21 protein-coding genes are annotated in these 25,649 nt (G+C 69.8%); 10 read left to right on the plus strand and 11 right to left on the minus strand.

Features of this window, described 5'->3' with window-relative positions; genetic code table 11:
• Nucleotides 1–2,534: FAD-dependent oxidoreductase (locus tag JYK02_RS26870; RefSeq protein ID WP_207055374.1), on the plus strand; the 2,534-nt coding region annotated here is incomplete at its 5' end.
• On the opposite strand, the gene JYK02_RS26875 is transcribed toward JYK02_RS26870, so the two are convergent.
• On the minus strand, nt 2,535–3,212 hold the full coding sequence (locus tag JYK02_RS26875) for a hypothetical protein (protein WP_207055376.1): 678 nt from the start codon (nt 3,210–3,212) through the stop codon (nt 2,535–2,537). It lies immediately after the preceding gene.
• A 183-nt stretch (nt 3,213–3,395) separates the two neighbouring features.
• Between JYK02_RS26875 and JYK02_RS26880 the strand changes: the two genes are divergently transcribed.
• Both JYK02_RS26880 and cyaY read left to right on the plus strand, forming a co-directional pair.
• Nucleotides 3,396–3,938: a SixA phosphatase family protein gene (locus JYK02_RS26880; RefSeq protein WP_120527339.1), complete on the plus strand. Its 543-nt coding sequence runs from the start codon at nt 3,396–3,398 to the stop codon at nt 3,936–3,938.
• A 17-nt stretch (nt 3,939–3,955) separates the two neighbouring features.
• Nucleotides 3,956–4,288, plus strand: coding sequence for an iron donor protein CyaY (gene cyaY / locus JYK02_RS26885; RefSeq protein ID WP_207055377.1), 333 nt, complete (start codon nt 3,956–3,958; stop codon nt 4,286–4,288).
• A gap of 48 nt (nt 4,289–4,336) precedes the next feature.
• Here the strand turns inward: cyaY and frr are convergent, their stop codons facing one another.
• The 5 genes from frr to secA form a co-directional block, all read right to left on the minus strand.
• Nucleotides 4,337–4,891 carry a ribosome recycling factor gene (gene frr, locus JYK02_RS26890; RefSeq protein WP_207055378.1) on the minus strand — a complete coding sequence of 185 codons (555 nt, stop codon included), beginning with the start codon at nt 4,889–4,891 and terminating at the stop codon, nt 4,337–4,339.
• A gap of 48 nt (nt 4,892–4,939) precedes the next feature.
• Nucleotides 4,940–5,683, minus strand: a complete 744-nt coding sequence (gene pyrH / locus JYK02_RS26895) for a UMP kinase (protein ID WP_207055379.1) — start codon at nt 5,681–5,683, stop codon at nt 4,940–4,942.
• Between the two features lie 177 nt (nt 5,684–5,860).
• Nucleotides 5,861–6,514, minus strand: a complete 654-nt coding sequence (tsf, locus tag JYK02_RS26900) for a translation elongation factor Ts (protein WP_207055380.1) — start codon at nt 6,512–6,514, stop codon at nt 5,861–5,863.
• A gap of 123 nt (nt 6,515–6,637) precedes the next feature.
• Nucleotides 6,638–7,618 (minus strand): 30S ribosomal protein S2, encoded by a 981-nt coding sequence (rpsB, locus tag JYK02_RS26905; RefSeq protein ID WP_207055381.1) that lies wholly within the window; start codon nt 7,616–7,618, stop codon nt 6,638–6,640.
• A gap of 337 nt (nt 7,619–7,955) precedes the next feature.
• A complete protein-coding gene (gene secA, locus JYK02_RS26910; protein ID WP_207055382.1) occupies nt 7,956–10,781 on the minus strand; it encodes a preprotein translocase subunit SecA in 2,826 nt (941 codons plus the stop codon).
• A 488-nt stretch (nt 10,782–11,269) separates the two neighbouring features.
• Here secA and rlmM point away from each other — a divergent pair, with 488 nt between their 5' ends.
• Together rlmM and JYK02_RS26920 are read left to right on the plus strand one after the other, a co-directional pair.
• Nucleotides 11,270–12,295 carry a 23S rRNA (cytidine(2498)-2'-O)-methyltransferase RlmM gene (gene rlmM / locus JYK02_RS26915; RefSeq protein WP_207055384.1) on the plus strand — a complete coding sequence of 342 codons (1,026 nt, stop codon included), beginning with the start codon at nt 11,270–11,272 and terminating at the stop codon, nt 12,293–12,295.
• A 72-nt stretch (nt 12,296–12,367) separates the two neighbouring features.
• Nucleotides 12,368–13,072: a diguanylate cyclase gene (locus JYK02_RS26920; RefSeq protein ID WP_207055389.1), complete on the plus strand. Its 705-nt coding sequence runs from the start codon at nt 12,368–12,370 to the stop codon at nt 13,070–13,072.
• Between the two features lie 12 nt (nt 13,073–13,084).
• On the opposite strand, the gene JYK02_RS26925 is transcribed toward JYK02_RS26920, so the two are convergent.
• From JYK02_RS26925 to JYK02_RS26940, 4 genes are all read right to left on the minus strand, one after another.
• On the minus strand, nt 13,085–14,002 hold the full coding sequence (locus tag JYK02_RS26925; protein ID WP_207055390.1) for a peptidoglycan DD-metalloendopeptidase family protein: 918 nt from the start codon (nt 14,000–14,002) through the stop codon (nt 13,085–13,087).
• Nucleotides 14,003–14,230: 228 nt separating this feature from the next.
• The gene (locus JYK02_RS26930) at nt 14,231–15,031 is read right to left on the minus strand and encodes a Stp1/IreP family PP2C-type Ser/Thr phosphatase (protein WP_171419838.1); all 801 of its coding nucleotides are present in this window, start codon (nt 15,029–15,031) and stop codon (nt 14,231–14,233) included.
• A 107-nt stretch (nt 15,032–15,138) separates the two neighbouring features.
• Nucleotides 15,139–16,875 (minus strand): DNA repair protein RecN, encoded by a 1,737-nt coding sequence (gene recN / locus JYK02_RS26935; RefSeq protein ID WP_207055392.1) that lies wholly within the window; start codon nt 16,873–16,875, stop codon nt 15,139–15,141.
• A gap of 158 nt (nt 16,876–17,033) precedes the next feature.
• Nucleotides 17,034–20,297: an SNF2-related protein gene (locus JYK02_RS26940; RefSeq protein WP_242589267.1), complete on the minus strand. Its 3,264-nt coding sequence runs from the start codon at nt 20,295–20,297 to the stop codon at nt 17,034–17,036.
• Between the two features lie 315 nt (nt 20,298–20,612).
• On the opposite strand from JYK02_RS26940, the gene JYK02_RS26945 reads away from it, so the two are divergent.
• The 5 genes from JYK02_RS26945 (at nt 20,613) to JYK02_RS26965 (ending at nt 24,873) form a co-directional block, all read left to right on the plus strand.
• Entirely contained in the window at nt 20,613–21,149 is a 537-nt protein-coding gene (locus JYK02_RS26945; protein ID WP_207055394.1) for an adenine phosphoribosyltransferase, read from the plus strand.
• Nucleotides 21,150–21,250: 101 nt separating this feature from the next.
• Complete coding sequence (locus JYK02_RS26950) at nt 21,251–21,871, plus strand: TetR/AcrR family transcriptional regulator (RefSeq protein ID WP_207055396.1); 621 nt, start codon at nt 21,251–21,253, stop codon at nt 21,869–21,871.
• Nucleotides 21,871–22,368 (plus strand): pantetheine-phosphate adenylyltransferase, encoded by a 498-nt coding sequence (gene coaD / locus JYK02_RS26955; protein ID WP_207055626.1) that lies wholly within the window; start codon nt 21,871–21,873, stop codon nt 22,366–22,368. Before JYK02_RS26950 ends, coaD begins: the two co-directional genes overlap by 1 nt.
• Nucleotides 22,365–23,111, plus strand: a complete 747-nt coding sequence (locus tag JYK02_RS26960; protein ID WP_207055398.1) for an MBL fold metallo-hydrolase — start codon at nt 22,365–22,367, stop codon at nt 23,109–23,111. The genes coaD and JYK02_RS26960 overlap by 4 nt, the downstream gene beginning before the upstream one ends.
• A gap of 163 nt (nt 23,112–23,274) precedes the next feature.
• The gene (locus JYK02_RS26965; RefSeq protein ID WP_207055399.1) at nt 23,275–24,873 is read left to right on the plus strand and encodes a bifunctional metallophosphatase/5'-nucleotidase; all 1,599 of its coding nucleotides are present in this window, start codon (nt 23,275–23,277) and stop codon (nt 24,871–24,873) included.
• 3 nt (nt 24,874–24,876) lie between these two features.
• Here the strand turns inward: JYK02_RS26965 and JYK02_RS26970 are convergent, their stop codons facing one another.
• Entirely contained in the window at nt 24,877–25,647 is a 771-nt protein-coding gene (locus tag JYK02_RS26970) for a YdcF family protein (RefSeq protein WP_207055400.1), read from the minus strand.
• Nucleotides 25,648–25,649: the final 2 nt, after the last annotated feature.

A 25,649-nucleotide genomic window follows, 5' to 3' on the forward strand; every position in this document is an offset into this window, starting at 1 on the left:
CGGAGACGGCCACGCTCACCGACGTGCTGGACCTGCCGTGGGGCTTTGAAATCTACGGCCTGCTCACGCGCTGGAACCCGCTCAACATCCGCCGCCCGTACGCCCTGCCCTACGTGGGCCGCAACGTGATGGTGGTGGGCCTGGGCCCCGCCGGCTACACGCTGTCGCACTACCTGCTCAACGAGGGCTTCGCCGTCACCGGCGTGGACGGCCTCAAGATTGAACCGTTCCCGGACGAACTGGTGGGCCGCAACGGCCACACGCTCCAGCCCATCCGCGACTGGCGCGAGCTCACGCGCGAACTGGACGAGCGCGTGCTGGAGGGCTTCGGCGGCGTGTCCGAGTACGGAATCACCGTGCGCTGGGACAAGAACTTCCTCACGCTCATCCACCTGACGCTCGCGCGCCGGGAAGGCCTGCGCATCTACGGCGGCATCCGCTTCGGCGGCACGCTGACGGTGGAGGACGCGTGGGCGCTGGGCTTCGACCACGTGGCCATCGCCGCGGGCGCGGGCCGCCCCACCATCATCGGGATGAAGAACAACCTCATCCGGGGCATCCGCAAGGCGTCCGACTTCCTGATGGCGCTGCAGCTCACGGGCGCCTTCAAGCGCGACTCGCTGGCGAACCTCCAGGTGCAGCTGCCCGCCATCGTCATCGGCGGCGGCCTCACCGGCATCGACACCGCCACGGAGCTGATGGCGTACTACCCGGTGCAGGTGGAGAAGACGCTGGAGCGCCACGAGAAGCTGGTGGCGGACCTGGGTGAAGCGGCCGTCCTCGCGCGCCTGGACGCCGAGGAGCGCGCCACCTACCACACGTTCCTGGAGCACGGCCGCGCCGTGCGCGCGGAGCGCCAGAAGGCCCAGGCGGAAGGCCGCTCGCCGGACTTCATCCACCTGGTGCGTTCATGGGGCGGCGTGAGCCTGGTGTACCGCCGCGGCCTCACCGAGTCCCCCGCCTACCGCCTCAACCACGAGGAGGTCTCCAAGGCGCTGGAGGAGGGCATCCGCTTCATTGAACGGATGAGCCCCACGGAGGCGCTGCAGGACGACACCGGCGCGGTGCGCGCCATCCGCTTCGAGCGCATGGTCACGGTGGACGGCAAGCTCAAGGGCAGCGGCCAGTTCTTCGAGCTGCCGGCGAAGACGGTGTGCGTGGCCGCGGGCACGTCCCCCAACGTCACCTACGAGAAGGAGTACCCGGGCACCTTCCAGCTGGACGAGGCCAAGGAGTACTTCCAGGGCCACGAGCTGGTGGAGGACGGCAGCGGGTTCAAGCTCCAGCCGGTGGAGGCCGCCGAGGACCCCGAGGCGAAGGTGGGCTTCTTCACGTCCTACCAGCAGGACGGCCGCTTCGTGTCCTTCTACGGCGACAACCACCCGACCTACGCGGGCAACGTGGTGAAGGCCATGGCCAGCGCGAAGGACGGCCATCCGCAGGTGGCGCGCCTGTTCGCGAAGGAAGTGGCCGCCATGGACTTCAGCGACACGGCCGCGCAGGAGGCGCGCGAGTCGAAGCGCGCCGCCCACTTCGCGAAGCTGGACGAGGCGTTCCTCGCCACCGTCGTCGCGGTGAACCGGCTCACGCCGACCATCGTGGAGGTGGTGGTGCGCGCGCCCTTCGCCGCGAGCCACTTCTCCCCCGGCCAGTTCTACCGGCTCCAGAACTTCGAGCGGAACGCGCCGCTCGTGGACGGCGTGCGCCTCACCATGGAGGGCCTGGCCCTCACGGGCGCGTGGGTGGACAAGGAGAAGGGCCTGATGGGCACCATCGTGCTGGAGATGGGCTCCTCCTCGCGCCTGTGCGCGGCGCTCAAGCCCGGCGAGCCCGTCGTGCTGATGGGCCCCACGGGCGCGCCCACGGAGATTGGCCACAACGAGACGGTGGTGCTGGTGGGCGGCGGCCTGGGCAACGCGGTGCTCTTCTCCATCGCGCGCTCGCTCAAGGCCGCGGGCTGCCGCGTGGTGTACTTCGCGGGCTACCGGCTGAAGTCGGACTCGTTCAAGCAGGACGAGATTGAAGCCGGCACCGACCAGGTCATCTGGTCCGTGGACTCCGGCGAGACGCTGGACGTGCGCCGTCCGCAGGACGCGGCCTTCCGGGGCAACGTGGTGCAGGCCATGGTGGCGTACGCGCAAGGGACGCTGGGCGTGAAGCCGGTCATCTCGCTGAGCGAGGTGGACCGCATCATCGCCATCGGCTCGGACCGGATGATGCGCGCGGTGGCGGAGGCCCGGCACGGCGTGCTCCAGCCGTTCCTCAAGCCGGAGCACGAGGCCATCGGGTCCATCAACTCCCCCATGCAGTGCATGATGAAGGAGATCTGCGCCCAGTGCCTCCAGCGGCACGTGGACCCGCTCACCGGCAAGGAGACGTGGGTCTTCTCCTGCTACAACCAGGACCAGCGGCTGGACCACGTGGACTTCGTCAACCTGAACCAGCGCCTGCGGGGCAACACGGTGCTGGAGAAGATGGGCGACACCTTCCTCGCGCAGCTCCTGAAGAAGGCGCCGCAGCTCAAGCGCGTGTAGCTACCGCCGCACGCCCGCGAAGGCCTTGAGCATGTCCTGATAGTTCTTCGTCAGGTCGGCCTCGCGGGTCAGCACCACGTCCACGTTGGCGTCGCCGAACTCCCGGCGCGCCTCCGGGAGCTTCTGGAAGGTCTCCACCTGGCGCCGCATGGACTCCACCTGCGGCGCCAGCTCCTTCTGCTGCTCCTCCGGCATCCGGGACTGGAGCGCCTCCAGCTTCTTGAGCTCCTCCTCGTACTGGAGCGTCCGGCCCATCTGCCGCTGGCTGATGACGGCGGTGACGACCTCCGCGATGCGGTTGACCTCCTCCGTGGACAGCCCGGCCGCCTGGCGGGCGTCGGCCTCCGCCTGCGCCTTGCGCTCGATGAGCTTCAGGCCGCCCTTCGCCTTCTCCAGCGCCTGGGGCGTGCCCGCGTCCATCAGCGGCCCCATGTCCTGCAGGCCCCGCATCAGCGACCCGTACACCTCCAGCATCTTGCGCTGGTAGCCCACGTACGCATCCAGCTTGGCCTTCGTCACGGTGTAGGGACCGGACGCCGCGTCCTCTCCGGCCTCCCCGCCCTCCAGGCGGGCGACCGTCTCCCCGGTGCCGCTGGCCCCTTCCGGCCCCTCCGCCGCGTCCTTGCGACACGCGGACAGGGCCAGGACGACGGCCAGACACCCCAACAACTTGCGCATGCCACCTCCCGTAACCGCCTGTGGGTGGCCAGTGTATGCTCCGGCTGGCCCCGCCAACGGCGGTTCCCGAACGCCCTCCACGGGCAGGCTGTTCCGGGCACTGAACAATCGATTCATTACCTTTGACCAACCGGGCCACGGTCATGTACGAACCGCGGTCCTGTCGCGAGCGGTGGAGGGACTTTGAGGATTTTCCTGGTAAGGCACGGCGATGCGGACGCGGAGATCCCCGAGGGTCTCGGCGACGAGGCGCGCGCGCTGACCGCGAAGGCCCGTACGAATGTCGCCGCGCATTTCGCGTCGCTGTCGGAGCGCATGGGGCCCATCAGCCTCATCCTCACCAGCCCGCTGGTGCGCACGGTGCAGACGGCGCAGATCCTCTCCAACTCCGTGAAGCATGAAGGCCTCCTGCGCGTGCACCGCTGCCTGCTGCCGGACATGCCGGTGGGCGCGGTGGAGCCCGTGCTCAAGGAGTACTCCGACGAGAACCTCGTCCTGGTGGGCCACCAGCCCTCCATGGGCGCGCTGGCGGCGCACCTCCTGGGGATGCAGTCCTTCCCCAAGCCGGTGAACCCGGGCACGGTCATCGCCATGGAGTGGCCGGAGACGCCCACCAGCACCGAAGACCAGGTGCCCGGTGAGAAGGGGGAGAACCCCCCGGCGCAGCACCTGAAGTTCCTGTTCTACGCCGCCCCCGGTCAGCAGGTCCTCGACGTCATCCAGTGACGTCCGGGAGCGCGGCCATGATGGACGAAGCCCGCTACAGCTCCCTCGTGGCCGCCGCGTTCAAGCGCATCCTGGCGGCCGCGGACACCTTCGACCCCGACGTGCTGGAAGCCGAGGCCACCGGGGACAAGGTGACGCTCACGGCCGCGTCCGGTGAGAAGTGCATCATCAACACCCAGCGCGCCGTCTGGCAGGTCTGGGTGGCCGGCCAGGGCCAGGGCATCCACTTCAGCTACGACGACGCCTCGCGCACCTGGAAGGACGACAAGGGCAAGGGGCTGGAGCTGTTCGCCTTCGTCGCTGGCGTCGTCCAGCACCTCACAGGCGAAGCGCTGACCTACTCGGCCTGAGGAGGCCCGTGGCGCTTCGCCACGAGCCCCCGGCGTGAGGCGGCTGCCTCAGACCTTCATCACTTCCTGCTCCTTCGCCGCGAGCATCTCATCCACCTTCTTGATGCCGGCGTCGGTCGCCTTCTGGACCTCTTCCGTGCGGCGCTTGAGGTCGTCCTCGGTGATCTTCTTGTCCTTCTGCTGAACCTTGAGGGCCTCGTTCGCGTCGCGGCGGATGTTGCGGATGGCGACCTTGGACTCCTCGCCCCGCGCCTTCACCTGCTTCACGATGTCCTTGCGGCGCTCCTCGGTGAGCGGCGGGAAGGGCAGGCGGATCATCTCGCCGTCGTTCATCGGGTTGATGCCCAGGTTGGCCTCGCGCAGGGCCTTCTCGATGTCCTTCAGGACGCTCTTGTCCCAGGGCTTGATGGTGATGAGCCGGGGCTCCGGCGCGTTGATGCTGGCCACGCCGGCCAGGGGCGTGGGGCTGCCGTACTGGTCCACCTTGATGCCATCCAGGATGGCGGTGGAGGCACGGCCGGTGCGCACCTTGGACAGGTCCTGCTTGAGGGAGTCCAGCGCCTTGTCGATACGGGTCTTCAGTTCCGCGGCGGCGTCAGCCATTGTGAGTCTCCTCCAGAAATGGGGTGAGTCGCTGTCCTGCTCGGGGTTTCAGGCCCAGGCCGTCTCGGCGGCGCCGACAACCGTGCCGAACTCGCCGTGGCCCGTGACGGCGCGCTGGATGTTCCCGCGCGTGCCCAGGTCGAACACGATGATGGGCAGCTTGTTGTCCATGCACAGCGAGATGGCCGTGGAGTCCATCACGTTGAGGTTCTGCTTGAGGACGTCCATGTACGTCAGCGTCCGGTAGCGCTTCGCGGACGGGTCCTTCTTCGGGTCCGCGTTGTAGACGCCGTCCACCTTGGTGGCCTTGAGGATGACCTGCGCGTTGATTTCCATCGCGCGCAGCGACGCGGCCGTGTCGGTGGTGAAGTAGGGGTTGCCCGTGCCCGCGGCGAAGATGACGACGCGGCCCTTCTCCAGGTGGCGCACCGCGCGCCGGCGGATGTAGGGCTCGGCGATCTGCTCCATCTTGATGGCGGACTGCACGCGCGTCTTCAGCCCCTGCTTCTCCAGCGCGTCCTGCAGCGCCATGGAGTTGATGCAGGTGGCCAGCATGCCCATGTAGTCCGCGCTCGCGCGGTCCATGCCCTCCGTGGCGCCAGCGACGCCGCGGAAGATGTTGCCACCGCCGATGACGAGGGCGATTTCGAGCCCCGTCCGCGACAGCTCGGCCACTTCCTCCGCGATGCGCGTGAGGGTGGGCGGGTGGATGCCGTACTTCCCCTCGCCCATCAGGGCTTCGCCCGACAGTTTGAGGAGGATGCGCTTGTAGGGAGAGGTGGATTCGGACATACGCGTCCGCTTCTATCCCCCGCCCCGCGCCCAAGCAACGACGGAAGTCGTGACGCACGCCGCAGCGTCCAATGCCGGGCGGAAAGACGAAGGGCCGCGCCCCCGGCGCCCCTCCCTGTTCAGGGAAGGAGCCCCAGGCACGCGGCCCTGGAGGACAGCGGGACGGCGGGAGGCGGTTTAGGCCTGGCCCAGCGTCTTGGCCACTTCGGCGGCCAGGTCGTCCTTCTTCTTCTCGATGCCCTCACCCACCTCGTAGCGGACGAAGCGGCGCACGGAGACCTTCTCGCCAATCTTGGCGGCGCGCTCGTTGATCATCTCGCCGACCTTCTTCTTGTCGTCCTTCACCCAGAGCTGGTCCACCAGGCAGACGCCCTCGTAGTACTTCTCCATCTTGCCCACGAGGATCTTCTCCAGCATCGCCTCGGGCTTGCCCTGCTGCTTGAGCAGCTCGCGCTGGATCTCCTTCTCCTTGTCCATCGCGTCGGAGGGCACTTCCTCGCGGCGGACGAACTTGGGGTTGGCCGCGGCGATCTGCATGGCCACTTCCTTCGCCAGGTCCTGGAAGTCCGGGTTGCGAGCGACGAAGTCCGTCTCGCAGTTGACCTCCACGATGACGCCGATGCGGCCGCCGTGGATGTAGGAGGTCACGATGCCTTCGGCGGCGACGCGGCCGGCCTTGCCCTCGGCCTTGGAGATGCCCTTCTTGCGCAGCCACTCCGCGGCCTTCTCGAAGTCGCCACCGGACTCGGCCAGCGCCTTCTTGCAGTCCATCATCCCCGCGTTGGTGCGCTCGCGGAGGTCCTTCACCATCTGGGCGGTGATCTCAGCCATGTCGTATCTCTTCCTTCTGGAAAAACGCTGGAACGAAAAACGGAGACGGCCGGACAGCGGGCCTTGAGAGGTGCCGCCCGGCCGACTCCGGAAGCTGCGTGGGAAAGCGAAGAGGACGGGCGGTTACTCCGCCGACGTGCCCTCGCCACCCTCGGACGCCTGCTCGCTGGAGGCGGGGGCGGCGGACGCGCCACCCTTCATCTCCACGAGGGGACCCCGGCGCTCGCCGCCACGGTCACCACCGCCCCGGCGGTCATCGCGGTCGCGGCGGTCGCCACGGCGCGGGCCCCGGCGGTCGTCACGGTCGCCACGGCGGTCGTCACGGCCCTCACGCTCCTCCTGCTCGTCGCGCTCGGCGGCGCCGGACGCACGGTAGCGCGCCGCACCCTCGAGGCACGCGTCGGCGATCTTCGACGTGAAGAGCTTGATGGAGCGGATGGCGTCGTCGTTGCCCGGGATGACGAAGTCGATGCCGTCCGGATCGCAGTTGGTGTCCACCAGACCAATCACCGGGATGCCCAGGCGGGTGGCCTCGTGGATGGCGATGTGCTCCTTCTTCGGGTCGATGACGAACACGCAGCGGGGCAGCTTCGCCATGTTCTTCACGCCGCCCAGGTTCTTCTCCAGCTTCTCGCGCTCACGCTCGAGCTGGGCCACTTCCTTCTTGGGCAGCACCTCGAAGGTGCCGTCCTCGGCCATCTTCTCCAGGGTCTTCAGACGGTCGATGCCCTGCTTGATGGTCTTGAAGTTCGTCAGCGTGCCACCCAGCCAGCGGCTGGTGACGAAGAACTGACCGGCGCGGCCGGCCTCCTCGTGGATGACGTCCTGGGCCTGCTTCTTGGTGCCGACGAAGAGCACGGACCCGCCGCGCGCCGTGATGTCCGCCACGAAGCGGAAGGCCGCGCGGGCCATCGTCACGGTCTTCTGCAGGTCGATGATGTAGATGCCGTTGCGGGCGCCGAAGATGTAGGGCTTCATCTTCGGGTTCCAGCGCTTGGTCTGGTGGCCGAAGTGGACGCCCGCCTCGAGGAGCTGGCGCATCGTGATGCCGCTGGCAGCGGCCATCGCCTGGGCCTGCGTCTGCGTATCCTGCTGGATATCCATGGTGCGTGTACCTTCCGGTTGTTCCGCCACGCGCGTTTAAGACAGCTGCCAGTCCTGGCCCTTCCACCGTGGAGGGGCACCGGGGACCGGTGACACGCGTGTGAGTAGTGGGTGCTGCGGACTGCCTCGGGCGTACGGCCCGGCCCCTCTTCATAACGGGGCGCGGCGTCCTTAGCAGAACGCTCGAGAGGGGCGCAAGCTTCGGCACACCGTCCGTCCGGGTCCTACCCCTCCAGGGCCGCTCCCCTGCCCTCCAGGAAGACGACCGGCGCGGCCCCCGCTCCCCGTGGATGGGGAGGGCGACCGCGCCGGAGGGGCGCCTGCGTGCCGTCAGCGACTACGGGTTCGCTTCGTTGGCGCCGTGGCACTTCTTGTACTTGCGGCCGCTGCCGCAGGGGCAGGGGTCGTTGCGGCCCACCGTGCGGGCGGGCGCCGCGGCGGCCTCGCGCTGGGCGACCGGGGTGGCGGTGGCCTCCTCGATCTTCCCCTCGGCGTCCGCGCGGCCCTCCACGGCCTTCTTCTGCTGCTGGGCGAGCTGCCGCTGGATGCGGGCCGTCTCCTCCGCCGCGCTGGAGGCGGAGCGGGCCTGCACGCGCATCATCTGGCTGACGAACTGCGTCTTGATGGCGTCCAGCATCTGCATGAAGCCCGTGTAGCCTTCCTTCTTGTACTCCTGCTTCGGGTCCTTCTGGCCGTAGCCGCGCAGGCCGATGCCCTGGCGCAGGTGGTCCATGGCCAGCAGGTGGTCCTTCCACAGCTGGTCGATGGTGGCCAGGTACCGGTACTGCAGGAAGCGCATGAAGTCTTCGCCGAACTCCTGCTCGCGGGCGGTGAAGACCTTCTCCGCCGCGGCGTAGATCTGCTCCTGGAGCTCGTCGCGGTTGCCGACGCCCTCGAAGGCCATCTCCAGGTTCAGCGACTCCTTCACGGAGTTGGACAGCGAGGCGATGTCCCAGGTGTCGGAGCTGCGCGTGGGGGCGTAGGTGTCCGTCATGGACACGACGACGTCCTCCACCGCGTCCAGCACCATCTCCCGGAAGTCCGCCCAGGAGATGACGCGCTCGGAACGCGTCTTCACGCGCGTCTTGAGGTCCTCCTCGTACTCCACCAGGGGGATGCCCGCGCCCGACGCGAGCACCTGACGGCGCAGCTTGTAGATGGTGCGCCGCTGCTGGTTCATGACGTCGTCGTACTCGAGCAGGTTCTTGCGGATGTCGAAGTTGTGGCCTTCGACCCGCTTCTGCGCGCTCTCGATGGCGCGAGAGAGCCACACGTGCTCGATGACCTCGCCCTCCTCCATGCCCAGGCGCTCCATGAGCATCTGGATGCGCTCGGACCCGAAGATGCGCATCAGGTCGTCTTCGAGGGACAGGAAGAAGCGGCTGGCGCCCGGGTCACCCTGGCGGCCGGCGCGGCCACGCAGCTGGTTGTCCACGCGGCGGGACTCGTGGCGCTCGGTGCCGATGATGAAGAGGCCGCCGGCGGCCATGACCTCTTCACGCTCGCGCTTGGTGAGCTCCTCGTTGTTGGCCTTCACCTCCGCGAAGCGCTTCTCGTAGTCCGCCAGCGCCGCCTGGTAGCCGGTGAGGTCCAGGGGCTGTCCGTCCACCGCCTCGGGCGGCTCCGGCGGCGGGCCCATCTGGCCCTTGGTCATGACCTCCGCGTTGCCGCCCAGGAGGATGTCCGTGCCGCGGCCGGCCATGTTGGTGGAGATGGTGACCGCGCCCTTGCGGCCCGCCTGCGCGACGATGTCCGCCTCGCGCTGGTGCGCCTTGGCGTTGAGGACGCTGTGGGGCACGCCGCGCTTCTTGAGGAAGTTGGACACCACCTCGCTCTTGGCGATGGACACCGTGCCCACGAGCACCGGCTGACCGGCCTTGTGCAGCTCTTCAATCTGCGCGGCGACGGCCTCGAACTTCTCGCGCTCCGTCTTGTAGACCACGTCCTGGTCGTCGCGGCGCTGCGGCGGACGGTTGGTCGGGATGACGCGCACGTCCAGGTTGTAGATCTTCGCGAACTCTTCGGCTTCCGTGTCCGCGGTGCCCGTCATGCCGGACAGCTTGGAGTACATGCGGAAGTAGTTCTGGAACGAGACCGTGGCGAGCGTCTGGTTCTCGTTTTCGATCTTCACGCCCTCCTTGGCCTCGATGGCCTGGTGGAGGCCGTCGGACCAGCGGCGGCCCTGCATGAGGCGGCCGGTGAACTCGTCGACGATCTGCACCTCGCCGTCCTTCACCACGTAGTCCTTGTCGCGCTTGTAGAGCGTGTGCGCGCGCAGGGCCTGCTCGACGTGGTGGAGGGTTTCGATCTCGCCCGGGTCGTAGAGGTTGCCGACGTTGAGGCGCTTCTGGAGCTTGTCGATGCCGTCGTCGGTGAGGGCCACCGAGCGGTGCTTCTCATCCAGGGTGTAGTCCTGGTCCGGCACGAGGCCCGGGATGACCTGGTCCACCCGGTAGTACTTGTCGGTGCTGTCCTCGGTGGGGCCGGAGATGATGAGCGGCGTGCGGGCCTCGTCGATGAGGATGGAGTCCACCTCGTCGACGATGGCGTAGTTGAGCTCGCGCTGGACGTAGTCCTGCAGACGGAACTTCATGTTGTCGCGCAGGTAGTCGAAGCCGAACTCGTTGTTCTGGCCGTACGTGATGTCCGAGCGGTACGCCTCCTGGCGCTGCTTGTCGGACAGCTCGTGGAGCACGCAGCCCGTCGTCATGCCCAGGAACTTGTAGACCCGGCCCATCCACTCCGCGTCGCGACGGGCGAGGTAGTCGTTCACGGTGACGACGTGCACGCCGCGGCCGGACAGGGCGTTGAGGTACGAGGGCAGCGTCGCGGTGAGCGTCTTGCCTTCACCGGTGCGCATCTCCGCGATGCAGCCCTCGTGCAGGAACATGCCGCCGATGAGCTGCACGTCGTAGTGGCGCTGGCCGATGACCCGGCTCGCCGCTTCACGGGTGAGGGCGAAGGCCTCGAACAACAGGTCGTCGAGCGGCTTGCCGTTCGCGATCTCCTGCTTCATCCGGGCGGTTTCGCGCGCGAAGTCCTCGTCCTTGAGGGCCTTCATGCGGCCCTCCAGTTCGTTGATGCGGGCGACCTTCAGGCGGGCTTTCTTGAGCTCGCGCTCATTCTTGGTCCCGATGAGCTTCTTTAGCGTCCATTCAATCATGTTGGCTCTCTCGCCGGAGGATCCTCGAAGGAGCGCGGCGAGTGAAGGGAATTCCCAGGAGATGTAAGGGAGAACCAGACCAAAACCACGCGCGCCCCCCGAAACTTCCTCTCGGCTGGCCGCCCGGCGCGCGGTGGCCCAGAGTAAAGCGGAACCGAGTCCACGCAATGTCCCCTAAGCAGATTCACCGTCCCCGCGCCGCGAAGACTTCTTCCGGCCGCTCCTCCCCGGGCCCCCGCCGACCAGGCGCCCCCTCCCGTCCCGGCAAATCCTCGCGCCCGGGACCTCCCTCTAACGGCAAGGCAGGCCCGAAGCCCGGTCCTCGTACCGCAGGCAGGCCCGGCCCCAAGTCGGCGGGCGCCAAAGCGGGCGCCAAGGCCGGAGGCAAGCCCGCCCCTCCCCCCCGGGCCGGTGGCTCCGGCCGCAGCGCCCCGGCCCCCATCGCTTCCCCAGCGCCGCGCATCCCACCTCGGGCGCGGGTGCCCCCCATGCCCGCACAGACGCTGGCGGCCCAGCCGGGCCGGTGGCTGTGGACGTGCCGGGAGGGGTTCGAGTCCCATCTCTTCGAGGAGCTGGTCTGGGCGGGCGCCGGTCCCCGCCTCCTGGGGCCTGCCCTGCTGGAGTCCGAGCAGCGGCCGGACGTGCCCCCCGCCTTTGGCCGGGCGGTGGAGCGGGTCGTCGCCACCTGGGCGCCCCCGGGCGGGGCCCAGGTGCCGGTGGAGGACATCCTGCGCTCCATGTCCGGGCTGCCGTCGCGCGTGCCCTGGCTCCTGCGCGCCTACACGCCGGACAGCGCGAAGGGCAACACGCAGGCGGGCCGCGCCGAGGCCCTGGAGGCGGCCGTTCGCGCGGCGCTCCCCCCCGGACGGGCGCTGGAGGACGACAACCGGGCGCGCGAGTCGGGGGCCCTGCTGGTGGGCCTGTGCGTCGCGCCGGACGGGGTGCTGATGCTGGGCGCGGTGAGCGCTCGCGAGGCCCTGTCCCTGGCCCCGGGCGGGCGGCGGCGGATGAAGCGCGCGGGCGAGTCCCCTTCCCGCGCGGCCATGAAGCTGGAGGAGGCGCTGGACGGGCTGGCGCATGAACCCGGGCGCGGCGACGTCTGCGTGGACCTGGGCGCGGCGCCGGGCGGCTGGACGCAGCGGCTGGTGGCGCGCGGGGCGCGGGTGGTGGCGGTGGACCCGGCGAAGCTGATGCCGGAGCTGGCCAGGAATCCCCGCGTCCAGCACGTGCAGGAGAGCGCCTTCGCCTACGCCCCGGAGGAGCCCGCGGACTGGCTCTTCTGCGACATGGCGTGGCGGCCGCTGGAGGTGGCGCAGCTGCTGGCCAAGTGGGGCCGGCGCCGCTGGGCGCGCAACCTGGTGGCCAACATCAAGCTGCCCATGAAGGACAAGAACCCGCTGCTCCTGCGCGTCCGCCAGACGCTCGTGGAGGACGGGGGCTGGGAGGGCCTCACCGTCCGCCAGCTCTACCATGACCGGGATGAGGTGACCGTGACGGCGCATCGCATGCGCTAGAGGGCAGCGGAGCGGGCGCGGGGAGAAGCTTTCCTGCGCCCGGAGCCGGTCCGCGCTACACACGCGGACACGATGCCCTACGCAATCGACGACGCCACCGCCACCGCCCTCGTCGCCCTCCACCCCCGGGCCGCGCGCCCGGGGCACGCCCAGGAGGCGCCGCAGGCCGCCGCCCAGGAGCTCATCGCCGCGGAGCAGCGCCGGCGGGGCCAGCCGGACGCCACCGGCGCCATGCACGTGCTGGCGCTCACGCAGGGCACGCTCCTCAAGGAGGAGTTCGACCTGTCCACGCACGCGCACCACGACGGCTGGCGCGTGGGCGCGGTGATGGTGGACGTGAAGGAGATGATCCACTTCAACGCCCGCTTCGGCTTCCCCGCCGGGGACGCGCTCTTGAAGGCCACCGTGGCGTCGCTGGCCGCGCAGTACCCGGGCGCGCGCATCGTGCGCTTCCAACCGGACGGCTTCGCGGTGCTGCTCTTGCCCACGTCCCAGCTCACCGTGCGCGAGGACAACGCGCAAGGGACGCGCGCGAGGCTGGCGGAGGACCTGCGCCCCGCGCTGCCTCCGGGTGCCCTGGACACCGACGTGCCGGGCTTCACCGTGGCGCTGCTGGAGCTGACGGTGCACCAGCCGTCGCACTGGCAGGTGCTGGGGCCGCTCCTGTGGGCGGAGGTGGAGCGGGCCTACATCATGGAGCGCACCGGGCGGACGCACGGCCTGCAGCGGCGGCGCCTGCGCCTGGACGCGTTCCTCCCGGAGCCGGAAGGAACCTGAAGCCTCCCTCGACTACTCCTCGAGGATGAACTTGCGCGGGTTCTGCGGCACGCCGTTCACGCGCACCTCGTAGTGCAGGTGCGGGCCGGTGGAGCGGCCCGTGTTGCCCACCGCCGCGATGGGGGAGCCGCGCTTCACCCGGTCCCCGGCCTTCACGAGGATCTTGGACAGGTGGCCGTAGCGCGTCTTGATGCCGTAGCCGTGGTCGATGACGAGCACGTTGCCGTACCCGCCCTCCAGCCCCGCGAACACCACCGTGCCGTCCGACGGCGCGGTGACTTCCTTGCCGTGCGGCGCCGCGATGTCCAGGCCCGCGTGCGTCACGCGGTCCGCCGTGTACGGGTCCAGGCGCTGACCGAAATCGCTGGTCACCCAGCCGCGCGCCGGCCACACCGACGGCGTGGAGGCCAACAGCGACTTCTGGTCCTGGAAGTAGGCCTGCAGGTCCTGGAGGCTCAGCTCCTGGCGGGTGGCCTCCGCGGACAGCCGGTCCAGGCGGCCCAGCATCATCTTGGGCGTGTCCGTGGTGGTCAGCTGCGTGAACTGCGTGTCCGTCGCGGGCGCCGTGGTGCCGGCCTCCGGCTCCGTGGGGCCCATGGCCAGGTTGCGCTGCGGGTCCGACAGCAGCGTCACCGCGCGCAGCTTCTGGTCGAAACGCTCCACGCGGTCCAGCGTCGAACCGATGTGCTCGATGCGCTCACGCACCGACTTCAGCTGCGAGCGCAGCGTGAGGTTCTCCTCGCGCAGGATGCGGTTCTCCGACGCGTCCGCCGCCACCTGGAGGTAGTGGATGCTCGCACCGGCGCCCAGGCCCGCCACCAGCATCAGGCCCATGCCCACCTGAACGAGCCAGGAGCGCTGGATGGTGTAGCGCTTCACCGGAGCGTCGTGGTCCGGGATGACCATCAGCGTGAAGGACTTTTTGGCCACGGACCACTCCTGGGGAAACTCTTTCGCAACGTGGGACTTCCGGCGCCAGAAGCTAAGTCGCTCCCCGCGCTCGCAACACCTCCCCCACCCGACACCCCTCCCGCCCTGTCACCCACTGATGATTCTCAGTAAGTGGAAAGGTTGGGGCAGCTATCATCCGCATTTGAAGAGTGTCAAGGTCAACAGACTCCGGGGCACGCCCCAATCGCGCCCCGAGTCCGGGCCCTGCTACCCGCCCTGCATGCGCACGACGATGACGCTGATGTTGTCGTCGCCGCCGCGCTCGTTGGCCAGGTCGATGAGGTGCTTGGGCACTTCATCCAGGCTCGGGTAGCGCGCGACGGTGTCGTGGATCTCCCGATCCTCGAGCATGTTCGCGAGGCCGTCCGAGCAGAGCAGGAACACGTCGCCGGGCTCGGACACGAGCCCCATGACGTCCACCTGCACCTCCTCCTCGAAGCCGACGGAGCGGGTGATGATGTTCTTGTACCGGGAGTGTTTGGCCTCTTCCGGTGTGATCATCCCCGCCTTGATCTGCTCGTTGACCAGGGAGTGGTCCTCGGAGATCTGTTGGATGAGGTCCCCGCGGATGAGGTACGCGCGACTGTCGCCCACGTGGGCGAAGAAGGCGTGCTCGTCGCGGACCACCAGGGAGATGACTGTCGTGCCCATGCCGGACAGGCGCGCGTCATCCTGGGCGGTGAGGTAGATGGCCTGACAGGCCTTCTCCACCGCGCCCCGGAGCGCTTCCGGAATGGGCGAATCCTGGAGGTTGGGAACGCTGACGAAGGGGTTGTCCCGCCCTTCACGCGCGCGCCGCAGCTCCTTGTCGATGGTCTCGACGGCGATGCGCGACGCGGTTCCACCACCCGCGTGCCCACCCATGCCGTCCGCCACGACGTAGAGCTGGAGCTCATCGTCAATGAGGAAGCTGTCCTCGTTGTGATTGCGCTTGCGCCCGACGTCCGTCAGGCCAGCGGAGATGACTTTATGGCGGGGGGCCGCGGTCTGCCCTGCGGTGCTGGACACGCGCCGGATGCTATGTGAGCCCATTAGTGGGGGCAAGGACGCGCTCGAAAACTCGCGGTGCGTCATGCCCCTCCCCCTGGGTCACCCCTACCTTTTGAGCCGCCATTTCAGGCCGTCCGCCGGAGCCGACCCCGGGGGCTATTGCCTTCCGGGCCGGATTCCCGGCGTGCACGGGGCGTGGCCCGGTGGGCCGAACGCACCAGGGCTTCCGCCGCGCCCAGCGCCTCGCGCGTCACCTCCACGCCGGACATCATGCGCGCCAGCTCCTGCGTGCGCTCGGCGCCGGCCTCGAGCGGCAGCACCTGGGAGACGGTGCGCTCGCCCTTCACGCTCTTCTTGATGAGCAGGTGCGCGTCCGCGTACGCCGCCACCTGGGGCAGGTGCGTGATGCACAGCACCTGACGGTGGGAGCTGACCTCGCGAATCATCCGGCCCACCACGTCCGCGATGGCGCCGCTGACGCCGGCGTCCGCCTCATCCAGGATGTAGCAGCCGCAGGCGTCGCTGTCCGCCAGTGCACGCTTGAGCGCGAGCAGCAGCCGGCTCGCCTCACCGCCCGAGGCCACCTTGGCCAGGGGCCGCGCCGGTTCACCCGGGTTGGCGCTGAAGAAGAACTCCACCTCGTCCAGGCCGTACGGGTTCAGCATCTCCCCGGCGGTCACGCGCACCTCGAAGGCGGCCTTGCCCATGGCCAGGCCGCCCAGGCCCTCGCGCACCTGCTGGGAGAAGGCCCCCGCGGAGGACTTGCGCGAACGCGACAGCGACAGCGCCGCCTTGCGCGCCCGCTCCTCCACGCGCTTGCGCTCCTGGTTCAGCTCCTCCAGGATTTCGCGCCGGTTCTCCAGCGTGCCCAGCTCCGTCTCCAGCTCGTCGCGCTTCTTGAGGACGCCGTCCAGCGTCGTGCCGTGCTTGCGGCACAGCCGCTTGAGCGCGTCCAGCCGCTCCTCCACCTCGCCCAGCCGCCCGGGGTCGGACTCCAGCCCCTCCACGTAGCGGTTGAGCAGGCGCGCGGCCTCCTCCAGCTCCGACAGCGCGGTGCTGAGCGACTGCGCCACGGGCGCGAGCGTCGCGTCGCACTTGACGCCCTCGTGCACCAGGCCCAGCGCGCGCCCGACGATCTCCACCGCGGACGGCGCTTCGCCGGACACCAGCAGTTCCGCCTCCGCGCCCTGGCGCTTGAGCTTCTGCGCACTGCCCAGCCGCCGGCGCTCCGCGTCCAGCTTCACGTCCTCGCCGGACTCCGGGTCCAGGCGCGTGATTTCGTCCAGCTGGAAGCGCAGGAACTCCGCGCGCTCGCGCACCTTGGCGTCGTCGCCGCCCAGCGCGTCCATGCGCGAGTCCACTTCGCGCAGGTTCGCCCACTCGCGGCCGTACGCGGCCAGCGCTTCCTCCAGGCCGCCGTACTTGTCGAGCAGCACCCGGTGCAGGCCCGAGTCGAAGAGGCTCACGTGCTCATGCTGGCCCGCGATGTCCACCGCGCCCCGGGTGAGTTTGCCCAGCACGCCCAGCGTCACCAGCGCGCCGTTGACGTAGACCTTGCCGCGCCCGGTGCGCCCGAGCACGCGGCGCACGAGCACCTCTTCTCCCAGGTCCGGGAGGCCCAGTTCCTCCAGGCGCGAGGCCAGCACCGGCGTCCGGGCGAACACGCCCTCCACCGCCGCGTCCTCGCAGCCCGCACGGATGACGTCCGCATCCGCCCTGCCCCCGAGCAGGAGGCCCAGCGCGTCCACGAGAATGGACTTGCCGGCACCCGTCTCACCCGTGAGGACGGTGAGGCCCGCGCCGAACGCGACCTCCACCTCCTCAATCACCGCAACGTTCGTAATCCGAAGACCCAGCAGCACCTGCGCCCTCCGCGGTCCGTACGACGGCCCCAACACCTGAACACCCTAGCAGGTCTTGCTGACACTGCACAGGTGTTCGGGTCGTGCGGACGGTGGGAGAGCGAGTGGGAGGGCGTGGCCTGTTGGCGCCACAACCCTCCTCCCACTCACAGGTCGCATCAGATTTCGGTGAACAGCTCCTGGATGTCCTGTTCGGTGAGGTTTCTGCCCATGTCGTCCCCGTCCGTGCCGAGCACGCCGGCGGCGAGGTCGCGCTTGCGGCGCTGGAGGCTGAGGATCTTCTCCTCCACCGTGCCGCGCGTAATGAGCTTGTAGCTGATGACCGCGCGCGTCTGACCGATGCGGTGCGTACGGTCCGTGGCCTGATCCTCCACCGCGGGGTTCCACCACGGGTCGAAGTGGATGACGTAGTCCGCGGCGGTGAGGTTCAAGCCGGTGCCGCCCGCCTTGAGGCTGATGAAGAAGAGCGGCGGACCGTCAGGGCGGTTGTACTCGTCCACCTTGCCCATGCGGTCCTTGGTGCGGCCGTCCAGGTAGAGGTAGCGCAGGCCGCGCTTGTCGGCCTCCTGCTTCAACAGCTCCAGCATCTCCGTGAACTGGCTGAAGACGAGCGCGCGGTGGCCTTCCGCCACCAGGTCGTCCACCAGCTCCATGAAGCGCTCGAGCTTCGCGCTCGACGGCAGGAGCGTGCCGGGAGGCATCTTGAGCAGGCGTGGATCGCAGCACACCTGACGCAGGCGCATGAGCGCCGCGAGGATGGACACGCGGCTCCTCTTGAAGCCCACCTTCTCGATGGACTCGTGCACCTTGCGGCGGCTCTCCTCCAGCACCTCGCGGTAGAGCGCGGCCTGGCCGGGCTCCATCTCGCACCACGCGACGCTCTCCGTCTTCGGCGGCAGGTCCTTGGCCACCTCCGTCTTGAGGCGGCGCATGATGAAGGGCTGGATGCGCCGTCGCAGCCGGTCCTTCGCGGTGGCGTCGTTGGCCACCTGGATGGGCTGCTCGTAGCGGTCGCCGAAGCCTTCCGCGCTGCCCAGGAACCCGGGCATGAGGAAGTCGAAGATGCTCCAGAGCTCCGACAGCCGGTTCTCCAGCGGCGTACCGGTGAGCGCGAGGCGCGTCTCGCTGGGCAGCGACTTGCACGCCTGCGCGGTGGCGCTGTCCGCGTTCTTGATGTTCTGCGCCTCGTCCAGGATGACGTAGCGGAAGCCCACCTGGGACAGCTGCTCCAGGTCGCGGCGCACCAGCGCGTACGACGTGAGCACCAGGTCCATGTCCTTCAGGTCCTCCGCGCGCTCGCGGCGGTCCTGCCCGTGCCACACCATGGCCTTGAGGCCCGGCGTGAAGCGCTCGGCCTCGCGCTCCCAGTTGGCGAGCACGCTCGTGGGCGCGACCACCAGGGACGGCTTGCGGCCCTCGTCGTTGGCCACCTTCTGCATGAGGCTCAGGGACTGGATGGTCTTTCCCAGACCCATGTCGTCCGCGAGGATGCCGGACAGCCCGTGGCGCCGCAGGAACCAGAGCCAGGACAGGCCCGCCTCCTGGTAGTGGCGCAGCGTGGCCTGGAGTCCTTCCGGCACGGCCACCTTCGGCACGCCGGAGGACTCGCGCAGGGCGAGCATGGCCTGACGGGCCTTGGCCTCCACCTCGGTGAACTCGCCCAGGTCCGCGAGCAGGTCCAGGGCCACCGCCTGGTGCAGGGGCAGCCGCGTGCGGGTGCGGCCCGGCATGGCGCCGGCCTCCTCCAGGAGGTCCGCCACGCGCTTGATCTCCGCGACGTCCGCCTCCGCGAAGGAGCCGTCCTTCAGCGGGATGAACTTGCGGCCGGAGTCCAGCCACATGCGCACGGCGCCCAGGTCCACGGCCTGGTCGTCGGTGACGAACTCCGCGTCCAGGTCGAACCACTGCACGCCGCTCATGCCCACGCGGATGCGCGGCTTGAGCTTCGGGCGCAGCCGGACCTTCGGCGCCTGCACGCCGTAGCGCTCCCACTCCGCGGGGAGGCTGGCCAGGCCGCGCGCCCAGAACTCCAGGGCCACGTCACCCGTCGCGTCGAAGGCCTGCGCGGCCTGATCAAAGCGCAGGCCCAGGTCCAGCAGCAGCTTGCCCGCGGCGCGCTCCACCTCGTCGCGGCGCCGGTACAGCTTGCGCGCGTCCTCGCCCACGCCGCTGGCGTAGCCCAGGTGCGTGGCCGTGGGGGACACCGCCACCGTCGTCTGGCCGTAGCGTGCGGCCAGTTGCACCTTCACGCGCTCGGCGGCGCCCTCCAGCGTGACGACGAAGCGCGGCTCCACCGCCTCGTCGACCTCGATGTCGTCCGCCTTCAGCGACATGCGGAAGCGCGGCAGGTGCGCGGCGAAGAACGTCAGCACCCGGTCCAGCTGGCCGGCCGGGAACGCCATGGTCGGCTCCAGCAGCCACTTGCGCAGCAGGCGCGGCGGGAAGTCCGGCTCCACGGCGTGGAGGTTCTGCGCCTGGATGACGTACGTGCGCCGGCCCGCGAGCACGATGACGTCCTTGAGCGGGTAGCCCACGCCGTCCGGGAACAGCAGCTCGATCTGCGCGGTGGCGCCGTCCGGACGCGATTCCAGGTGGATCTGCGGCCGCACGGGCTGGTCCATGTAGACCAGCGGCGTGCCCCGGTAGATGACCCGGCGCTGGCGCAAGAGCTCCAGCACCTCGCACAGGTCCTCGTCGGAGAGGACGATGCGCGAGTCGTAGCGGTGCTCATGGCGCGACAGCACCATGAAGATGCGCTCGTCCGCGGGCGCGATGCGGCTGCCCGCCTGGAGCAGGCGCTTCACGTGCACGGGGCCCTTGGTCTGGGCGTCCTGACGGCGCACGTCCACGACCCAGTGGCGGCCGTTGGTGCCGCCCGCGCCGGTGCTCGCCGGGGTGAGCCGGTAGAGGAACTCGTAGTCGGGCAGCGAGGACAGGCCCAGCCAGCTCTCCACCTTGGCGAGCGCGGGCAGGCTGACGCCGTCCATTCCCGGCGCGGCGCCTCCGGGAATCTCCACCTCGTCGTCCGGAGCCATGTCCTCGGGCTCCGGCGGTGGCGGCGGCGGTGCGGCTTTCTGTGGAGGAGGCGGCGGCCGGAAGCGGGCCGCGTAGATGAGTGCCACGGCGACCACGTGCTCGCAATGCGGGCCCGTGGTGTTCCACACCGGGCAGGTGCAGGAGGAAACGACTTTCCCCTCTCCCGGTATCAGGGCCACGTCATAGCGTTCGCCGGACGGACCCGCGACCTGCGCGCGGATGCGTTCGGGTTCACGCGTGAGGCCGAAGACGCGGCGGCCTTCAGCCACCTCGCGGCCTTTCTTGAACGTGGCGGGCTGGACCTCGGCCTTGAGGGCGCGGAGCCAGAGTCCGTCCTGGGGGGAGAGAGGGTCTCGGGTGTCAGCGGTGGTTTGCACGGCTTGCAAGGGCCCCAGACTCCTTGGTCGGGGGGAACCGCCTCGCTTAACACAGTGAGGGGATCCCCGCGCGCGGGAAAAAATACGGCGTCCGCCAGCCGATGCGGTCCGGCGGCGCGAAGCTGTGAGATCATCAACGTCCGCCATGTCCCCGTCCCGTCCCAGTCCGCCCGTACTCCGGCCGTTGGCCCCGGGGCCCGCCCTCCAGGGGCCCGCCAGGCCGGCTGTCACCCGGGCCGGGTACGCTTGGGTCCCAGGTCCCCCCAGGTGACGTCCACCGCCGGGCTGAAAAACGCCGCCGTCCCCCTTCGGAGCCCCCACCCCATGTCCCTCGACCCCACGCTCCTCTCCGACCTCCAGGCCGTCCTGCGCGACGTGCCGGACTTCCCCAAGCCCGGCATCGTCTTCAAGGACATCACCCCCATGCTGGCCGACCCCCGCCTCTTCGGCCGGGTGGTCAACGCCATGGCCGCCCCCTTCCGGGGCCAGCACATCACCAAGGTCGTGGGCGTGGAGTCGCGCGGCTTCCTGCTGGGGGCCCCCATCGCGCTGGCGCTGGAGGCGGGCTTCGTCCCGGCGCGCAAGCCGGGCAAGCTCCCCCACAAGTGCATCGTGGAGCGCTACTCGCTGGAGTACGGCGCGGACGGCGTGGAGATGCACGAGGACGCCATCCTCAAGGACGAGCGCGTGCTCGTGGTGGATGACGTGCTGGCCACCGGAGGCACCGCCGACGCCACGGGGCGGCTCGTCACCCGGCTGGGCGGCCAGATTGTCGGCTACAGCTTCCTCATCACGCTCGACTTCCTCGAGGGCGCGAAGCGGCTGGGGCCGGACAAGGTGACGTCCGTCCTCACCTTCTAGCCTCCAAGCCCGGCACGGCGCCTCCCGGACCCACGTCCGGTTGACGCCCGCGCCGGCCGTGTTTATAAGTTGGTCACACAACCTAAAAACAACCCCACGCCATGCCACGTCCCTCCAACACCGAAGCGCGCCGGGAGCAGATCGTCGCCGGGCTGCTCAAGGCCATGGCCGAGCGCGGCTACGAGGGCGCGTCCGTGGCGGAGATTGCCCGGGCGGCGGGGCTCTCCGCGGGGCTGGTGCACTACCACTTCAAGGACAAGCAGGAGATCCTCCTGACCCTGGTGGGCTCGCTGGCGTCTCGCGCGCGGCAGCGCTTCGCCACGCGGGCGGTGAAGCTGGGGGCGGACGACGCGCGGGGGCGGGTGGAGGCGTTCGTGGACGCGTTCCTGGCCACCGGGCCGGACGCGGACGTGGCGGCGGTGGCGGGCTGGGTGACCATCAGCGCGGAGGCCATCCGGCAGCCGGAGGTTCGCGCCGCCTACGAAGCGGTGGTGCGCGCGGACCTGGAGCACCTGGAGGCGCTGGTCGCGGCGGTGGTGGGCAAGCGCCGCGCGCGCCCCCTGGCCGCGGGCCTGTTCGCCGCCATCCAGGGCTACTTCGTGCTCTCCGCGAGCGCGCCCGGCCTCGTCCCCGCGGGTTCGGCGGCGGGCACGGTGAAGCGCATGGCGGCGGGACTGTTGGACGCGGCGGCTTCTTCTCCTCCGGAACGCGAGGTGTCGTGATGACCATTGCCCTCTACGCAGGCAGCTTCGACCCCGTCACGGCGGGACACCTGTCGGTGGTGCGCCAGGCGGCGCGCCTCTTCAGCCACGTGGTGGTGGTGGTGGCCGTGAACCCGAAGAAGTCCACGCTGCTCACCGCCGAGGAGCGCATGGCGCTCATCCGCGACGCGGTGGCCCGGCACCCCAACGTCTCCGTCACCTTCACGGAAGGCCTCATCGTGGAGCTGGCGCGGGAGATTGGCGCGAGCGTCCTGTTGCGCGGCGTGCGCGGCGCCACCGATGCGCAGTTCGAGACGGAGCTGGCGCAGATGAACCGCGTGCTCGCGCCGGAGCTGTCCACGCTCTTCCTCCCCGCGGAGGCGCACCTGGCGGAGGTGTCCAGCAGCGCCCTCAAGGAGCGCCTCACGCGCGGCGAGGACGTGTCCGCGTACTGCCCGCCCGCCGTCGCCGCGAAGCTGCGCGAGCGGCTGTCCCCTTCCCTCCGGAGCCATCCATGAGCCTGTCGTTCATTCCCCTCGGCGTCGGTGATGCCTTCTCCGCGCTGCACTACTCGTCGTGCCTCGCGGTGGAGGCGGAAGGACAGGTGCTGCTCATCGACTGTCCGCACCCCATCCGCAAGATGATGCGCGAGGCGTCCGAGTCCTCCGGCGTGCACCTGGACGTGGAGCGCGTCAGCGCCGTGGCCCTCACGCACCTGCACGCGGACCACGCCTCCGGCCTGGAGAGCCTGGCGTACTTCTCCTTCTTCGTGCTGCAGCGGAAGATGGAGCTGCTCGCGCACCCGAGCGTCACCCGCCGCCTCTGGGAGGGCCACCTGGCCGCGGGCATGGAGTGCCTCATCGAGCAGCACGGCGCGGGCCCCAACGACAAGCACTTCGAGGACTACTTCACGCACACGCCGCTGCACCTGGAGCGCGCGGTGAAGCATGGCCCGTTCGAGCTCGAGTGCCGCTTCACCTACCACCACGTGCCCACCACCGCGTTCCGCATCCGCGCCGGGGGCCGGTGCCTGGGCTACAGCGCGGACACCGCGTTCGACGAGGGGCTCATCTCCTGGCTGTCGGAGGCGGACCTGGTCATCCACGAGACGAACTACGGCGTGCACACGCCCTACGAGAAGCTGGCGGCGCTGCCGGAGGCCACCCGCGCGAAGATGCGCCTCATCCACTACCCAGACCTGTTCGACGGAAGCGGCAGCGTCATCGAGCCCCTGGCGCAGGGCCGGCGCTACACCGTCTGAGGGAGGAGCGCGCGGCTGGCTGGATGCCCTTCATCCTCCGGGAAGAAGGGCTTGGGACTTGCGCGTTGCGCCATGTCCGGTCCGCTCGCCTTCATGCGCCGAGTGCGCTACGCCGAGAGGGATTGGCGCTCCCCCCGTGCCCCCGCAAGAGAACGACTGTCCGATGATGACGAAGACCGTGAGCACCTGGGCGGTGCTGTTGCCGCTCGCGCTGGTGCTGGCCACCCGTTCCGCCGGGGCCACCGGGGCCGCCGAGCCGGCGCCTCCCGCTGACACCGTCCGGCTCACGATCCTCCACCTCAACGACGTCTATCAATTCCAGCCCACCGCCCGGAACCGGGGCGGCCTGTCGCGCGTGGCGACGCTCAAGCAGCAGGCGCTGAAGGAGTCGCCGCACGTCCTCACGCTGCTGGCGGGCGACACGCTTTCGCCTTCCGTGGAGTCCTCCGCGGAGGTGGAGGGCGAGGCGCTCAAGGGCAAGCAGATGATCGACGCGTGGAACGCGCTCGGCCTGGACTACTCCACGGTGGGCAACCACGAGTTCGACTTCGGGGACGACGTGCTGCGCGCGCGCATCCAGCAGTCGCGCTTCCCATGGCTGGGCGCCAACGTGATGAGCGTGAAGTCCGGACAGGTGTTCGACGGGCTCAAGGCGTGGGACCTCCGGGACGTGGGCGGCGTGAAGGTGGGCATCTTCGGCGTGGTGCTGCCGGAGACGCAGACGTCGTCCAAGCCGGGCAAGGACACGCGCATCACGCCCTTCTGCGAGGCGGCGAAGCGCTCCGTGGAGGAGCTGCGGGCCGCGGGCGCGCAGTTCGTGCTGGGGCTCACGCACCTGGCCGTGGCGCAGGACCGCGAGCTGGCGAAGTGCGTGCGCGTGGACCTCATCATCGGCGGGCACGACCACGACCGCGTGGAGGAGACGGTCGCGGGCACGCCCATCTTCAAGCTGGACGAGGACGCCATCGACCTGGGCCGCGTCACGCTGGACCTGGATGCGAAGACGGGCGCGGTGAAGAAGCTGGCGTGGAAGGTCATCCCCATCACGTCGAAGACGCCGGACGACGCGGCGTTCAACGAACAGATGAAGCCCTATGCGCCGCTCTTGGCCACGCTGGCGGAGCGCGTGGGCCGCTCGCCGGTGGCGCTGGATGCACGCAGCGCGCAGAACCGGGTGGGAGAGACGAACCTGGGCTCGTTCCTGGCGGATGCGTTCCGCGAGGCGACGGGCGCGGACGTGGCGCTCGTCAACGGGGGCGCCATCCGCGCGGACCGGGTGCTGCCCGCCGGGACGATGACGCGGCGGGAGCTGTACTCGCTCATGCCCTACCGCAATGAGCTGGTGGTGCTGAGGGTGAAGGGGGCGGTGCTGCGCGCGGCGCTGGAGAACGGCGTCAGCCTGAGCAGCGTGGACGGCAAGCCGCCCGGCCGCTTCCCGCAGGTGTCCGGCCTGCGCTTCACCTACGACCTGCGCAAGACGCCGGGCGCGCGGGTGACGAAGGTGGAGGTGAAGGGCAAGCCGCTGGACGACGACGCGACGTACCGGCTGGCCACGCTGAGCTTCGTGGCACAGGGCAACGACGGCTACTCCATGTTCAAGGACCTGCCCGCGGTGCCCAGGGGCCTGGATGTGTCGCCGTGGGAAGCACTCGGCACCGCGTTCCGCACCGGCAAACCCGCGCCGCGCGCGAAGCCCCAGGGCCGCATCGCGCTTGTCGGAGCGCCCCCGGGCGGCCTGCACGCGCCGCCGTCGATGAAGTAGCGCCTACCGCCAGGGCTCGGTCCAGCCGCGCACCCGGTACACGAGCCGCCCCGCCAGCTCGCGCAGCATGTCCGTGCTCTGGTTGAGCGCCCCGGAGCGCGGCAGCCAGCTCATCTTCGCGGGCGGCAGCGTGGAGGAGCGCAGGTCCACCGCGAGCGTGTCCGCGCGCACGCCCACCGCCGCGAAGCAGCCGGCCGCGCGGGGCAGGTGCGCGGCGCTCGTGACGAGGAGCAGCGACTTCCAGCCGTGCTCGCGCACCAGCGGCTCCGACTGGAGCGCGTTCTCGCGGGTGTTGCGGCTGCGGCCCTCCTTCACGATGCGCTCGGGCGCGATGCCCCAGTGCTCCAGCTGTGCGGCCAGCACGTCCGCCTCCACCACCGCCTCCGGCCTCGCGTCCAGGTTGCCGGCGGTGATGAGCACCTGCCGTGCCCGGCCATCCCGCAGGAGCTCGAAGGTGCGCATCATCCGCTCCGGCGCGGCGTTGTACTCCGGCTGCCCCGAGCGCTCCGTGGCCGCCGCGTCCAGCCCTCCGCCCAGCAGGATGACCGCGTCGTAGACGGTGTCCGGACGGTACGTGCTCACCGCGTCCGCCTCCGTCGCCCGCGTCAGCAGCGCCACCGTCGGCTCGATGGAGAACGCGTACAGCACGGCCAGCGCCGCCAGCTGCGACAGGCGCTTCCAACGGCGCAGCAGCAGCCCCGCCACGCCGAACAGCAGCGCCCAGGTGAGCGGCGACAGCAGCAGGTCCAGCAGCTTCGACAGGAGGAGGAACATCG

Origin of the sequence: Corallococcus macrosporus (assembly GCF_017302985.1) — a bacterium.
In the GTDB taxonomy this organism is placed as follows: domain Bacteria; phylum Myxococcota; class Myxococcia; order Myxococcales; family Myxococcaceae; genus Corallococcus; species Corallococcus macrosporus_A.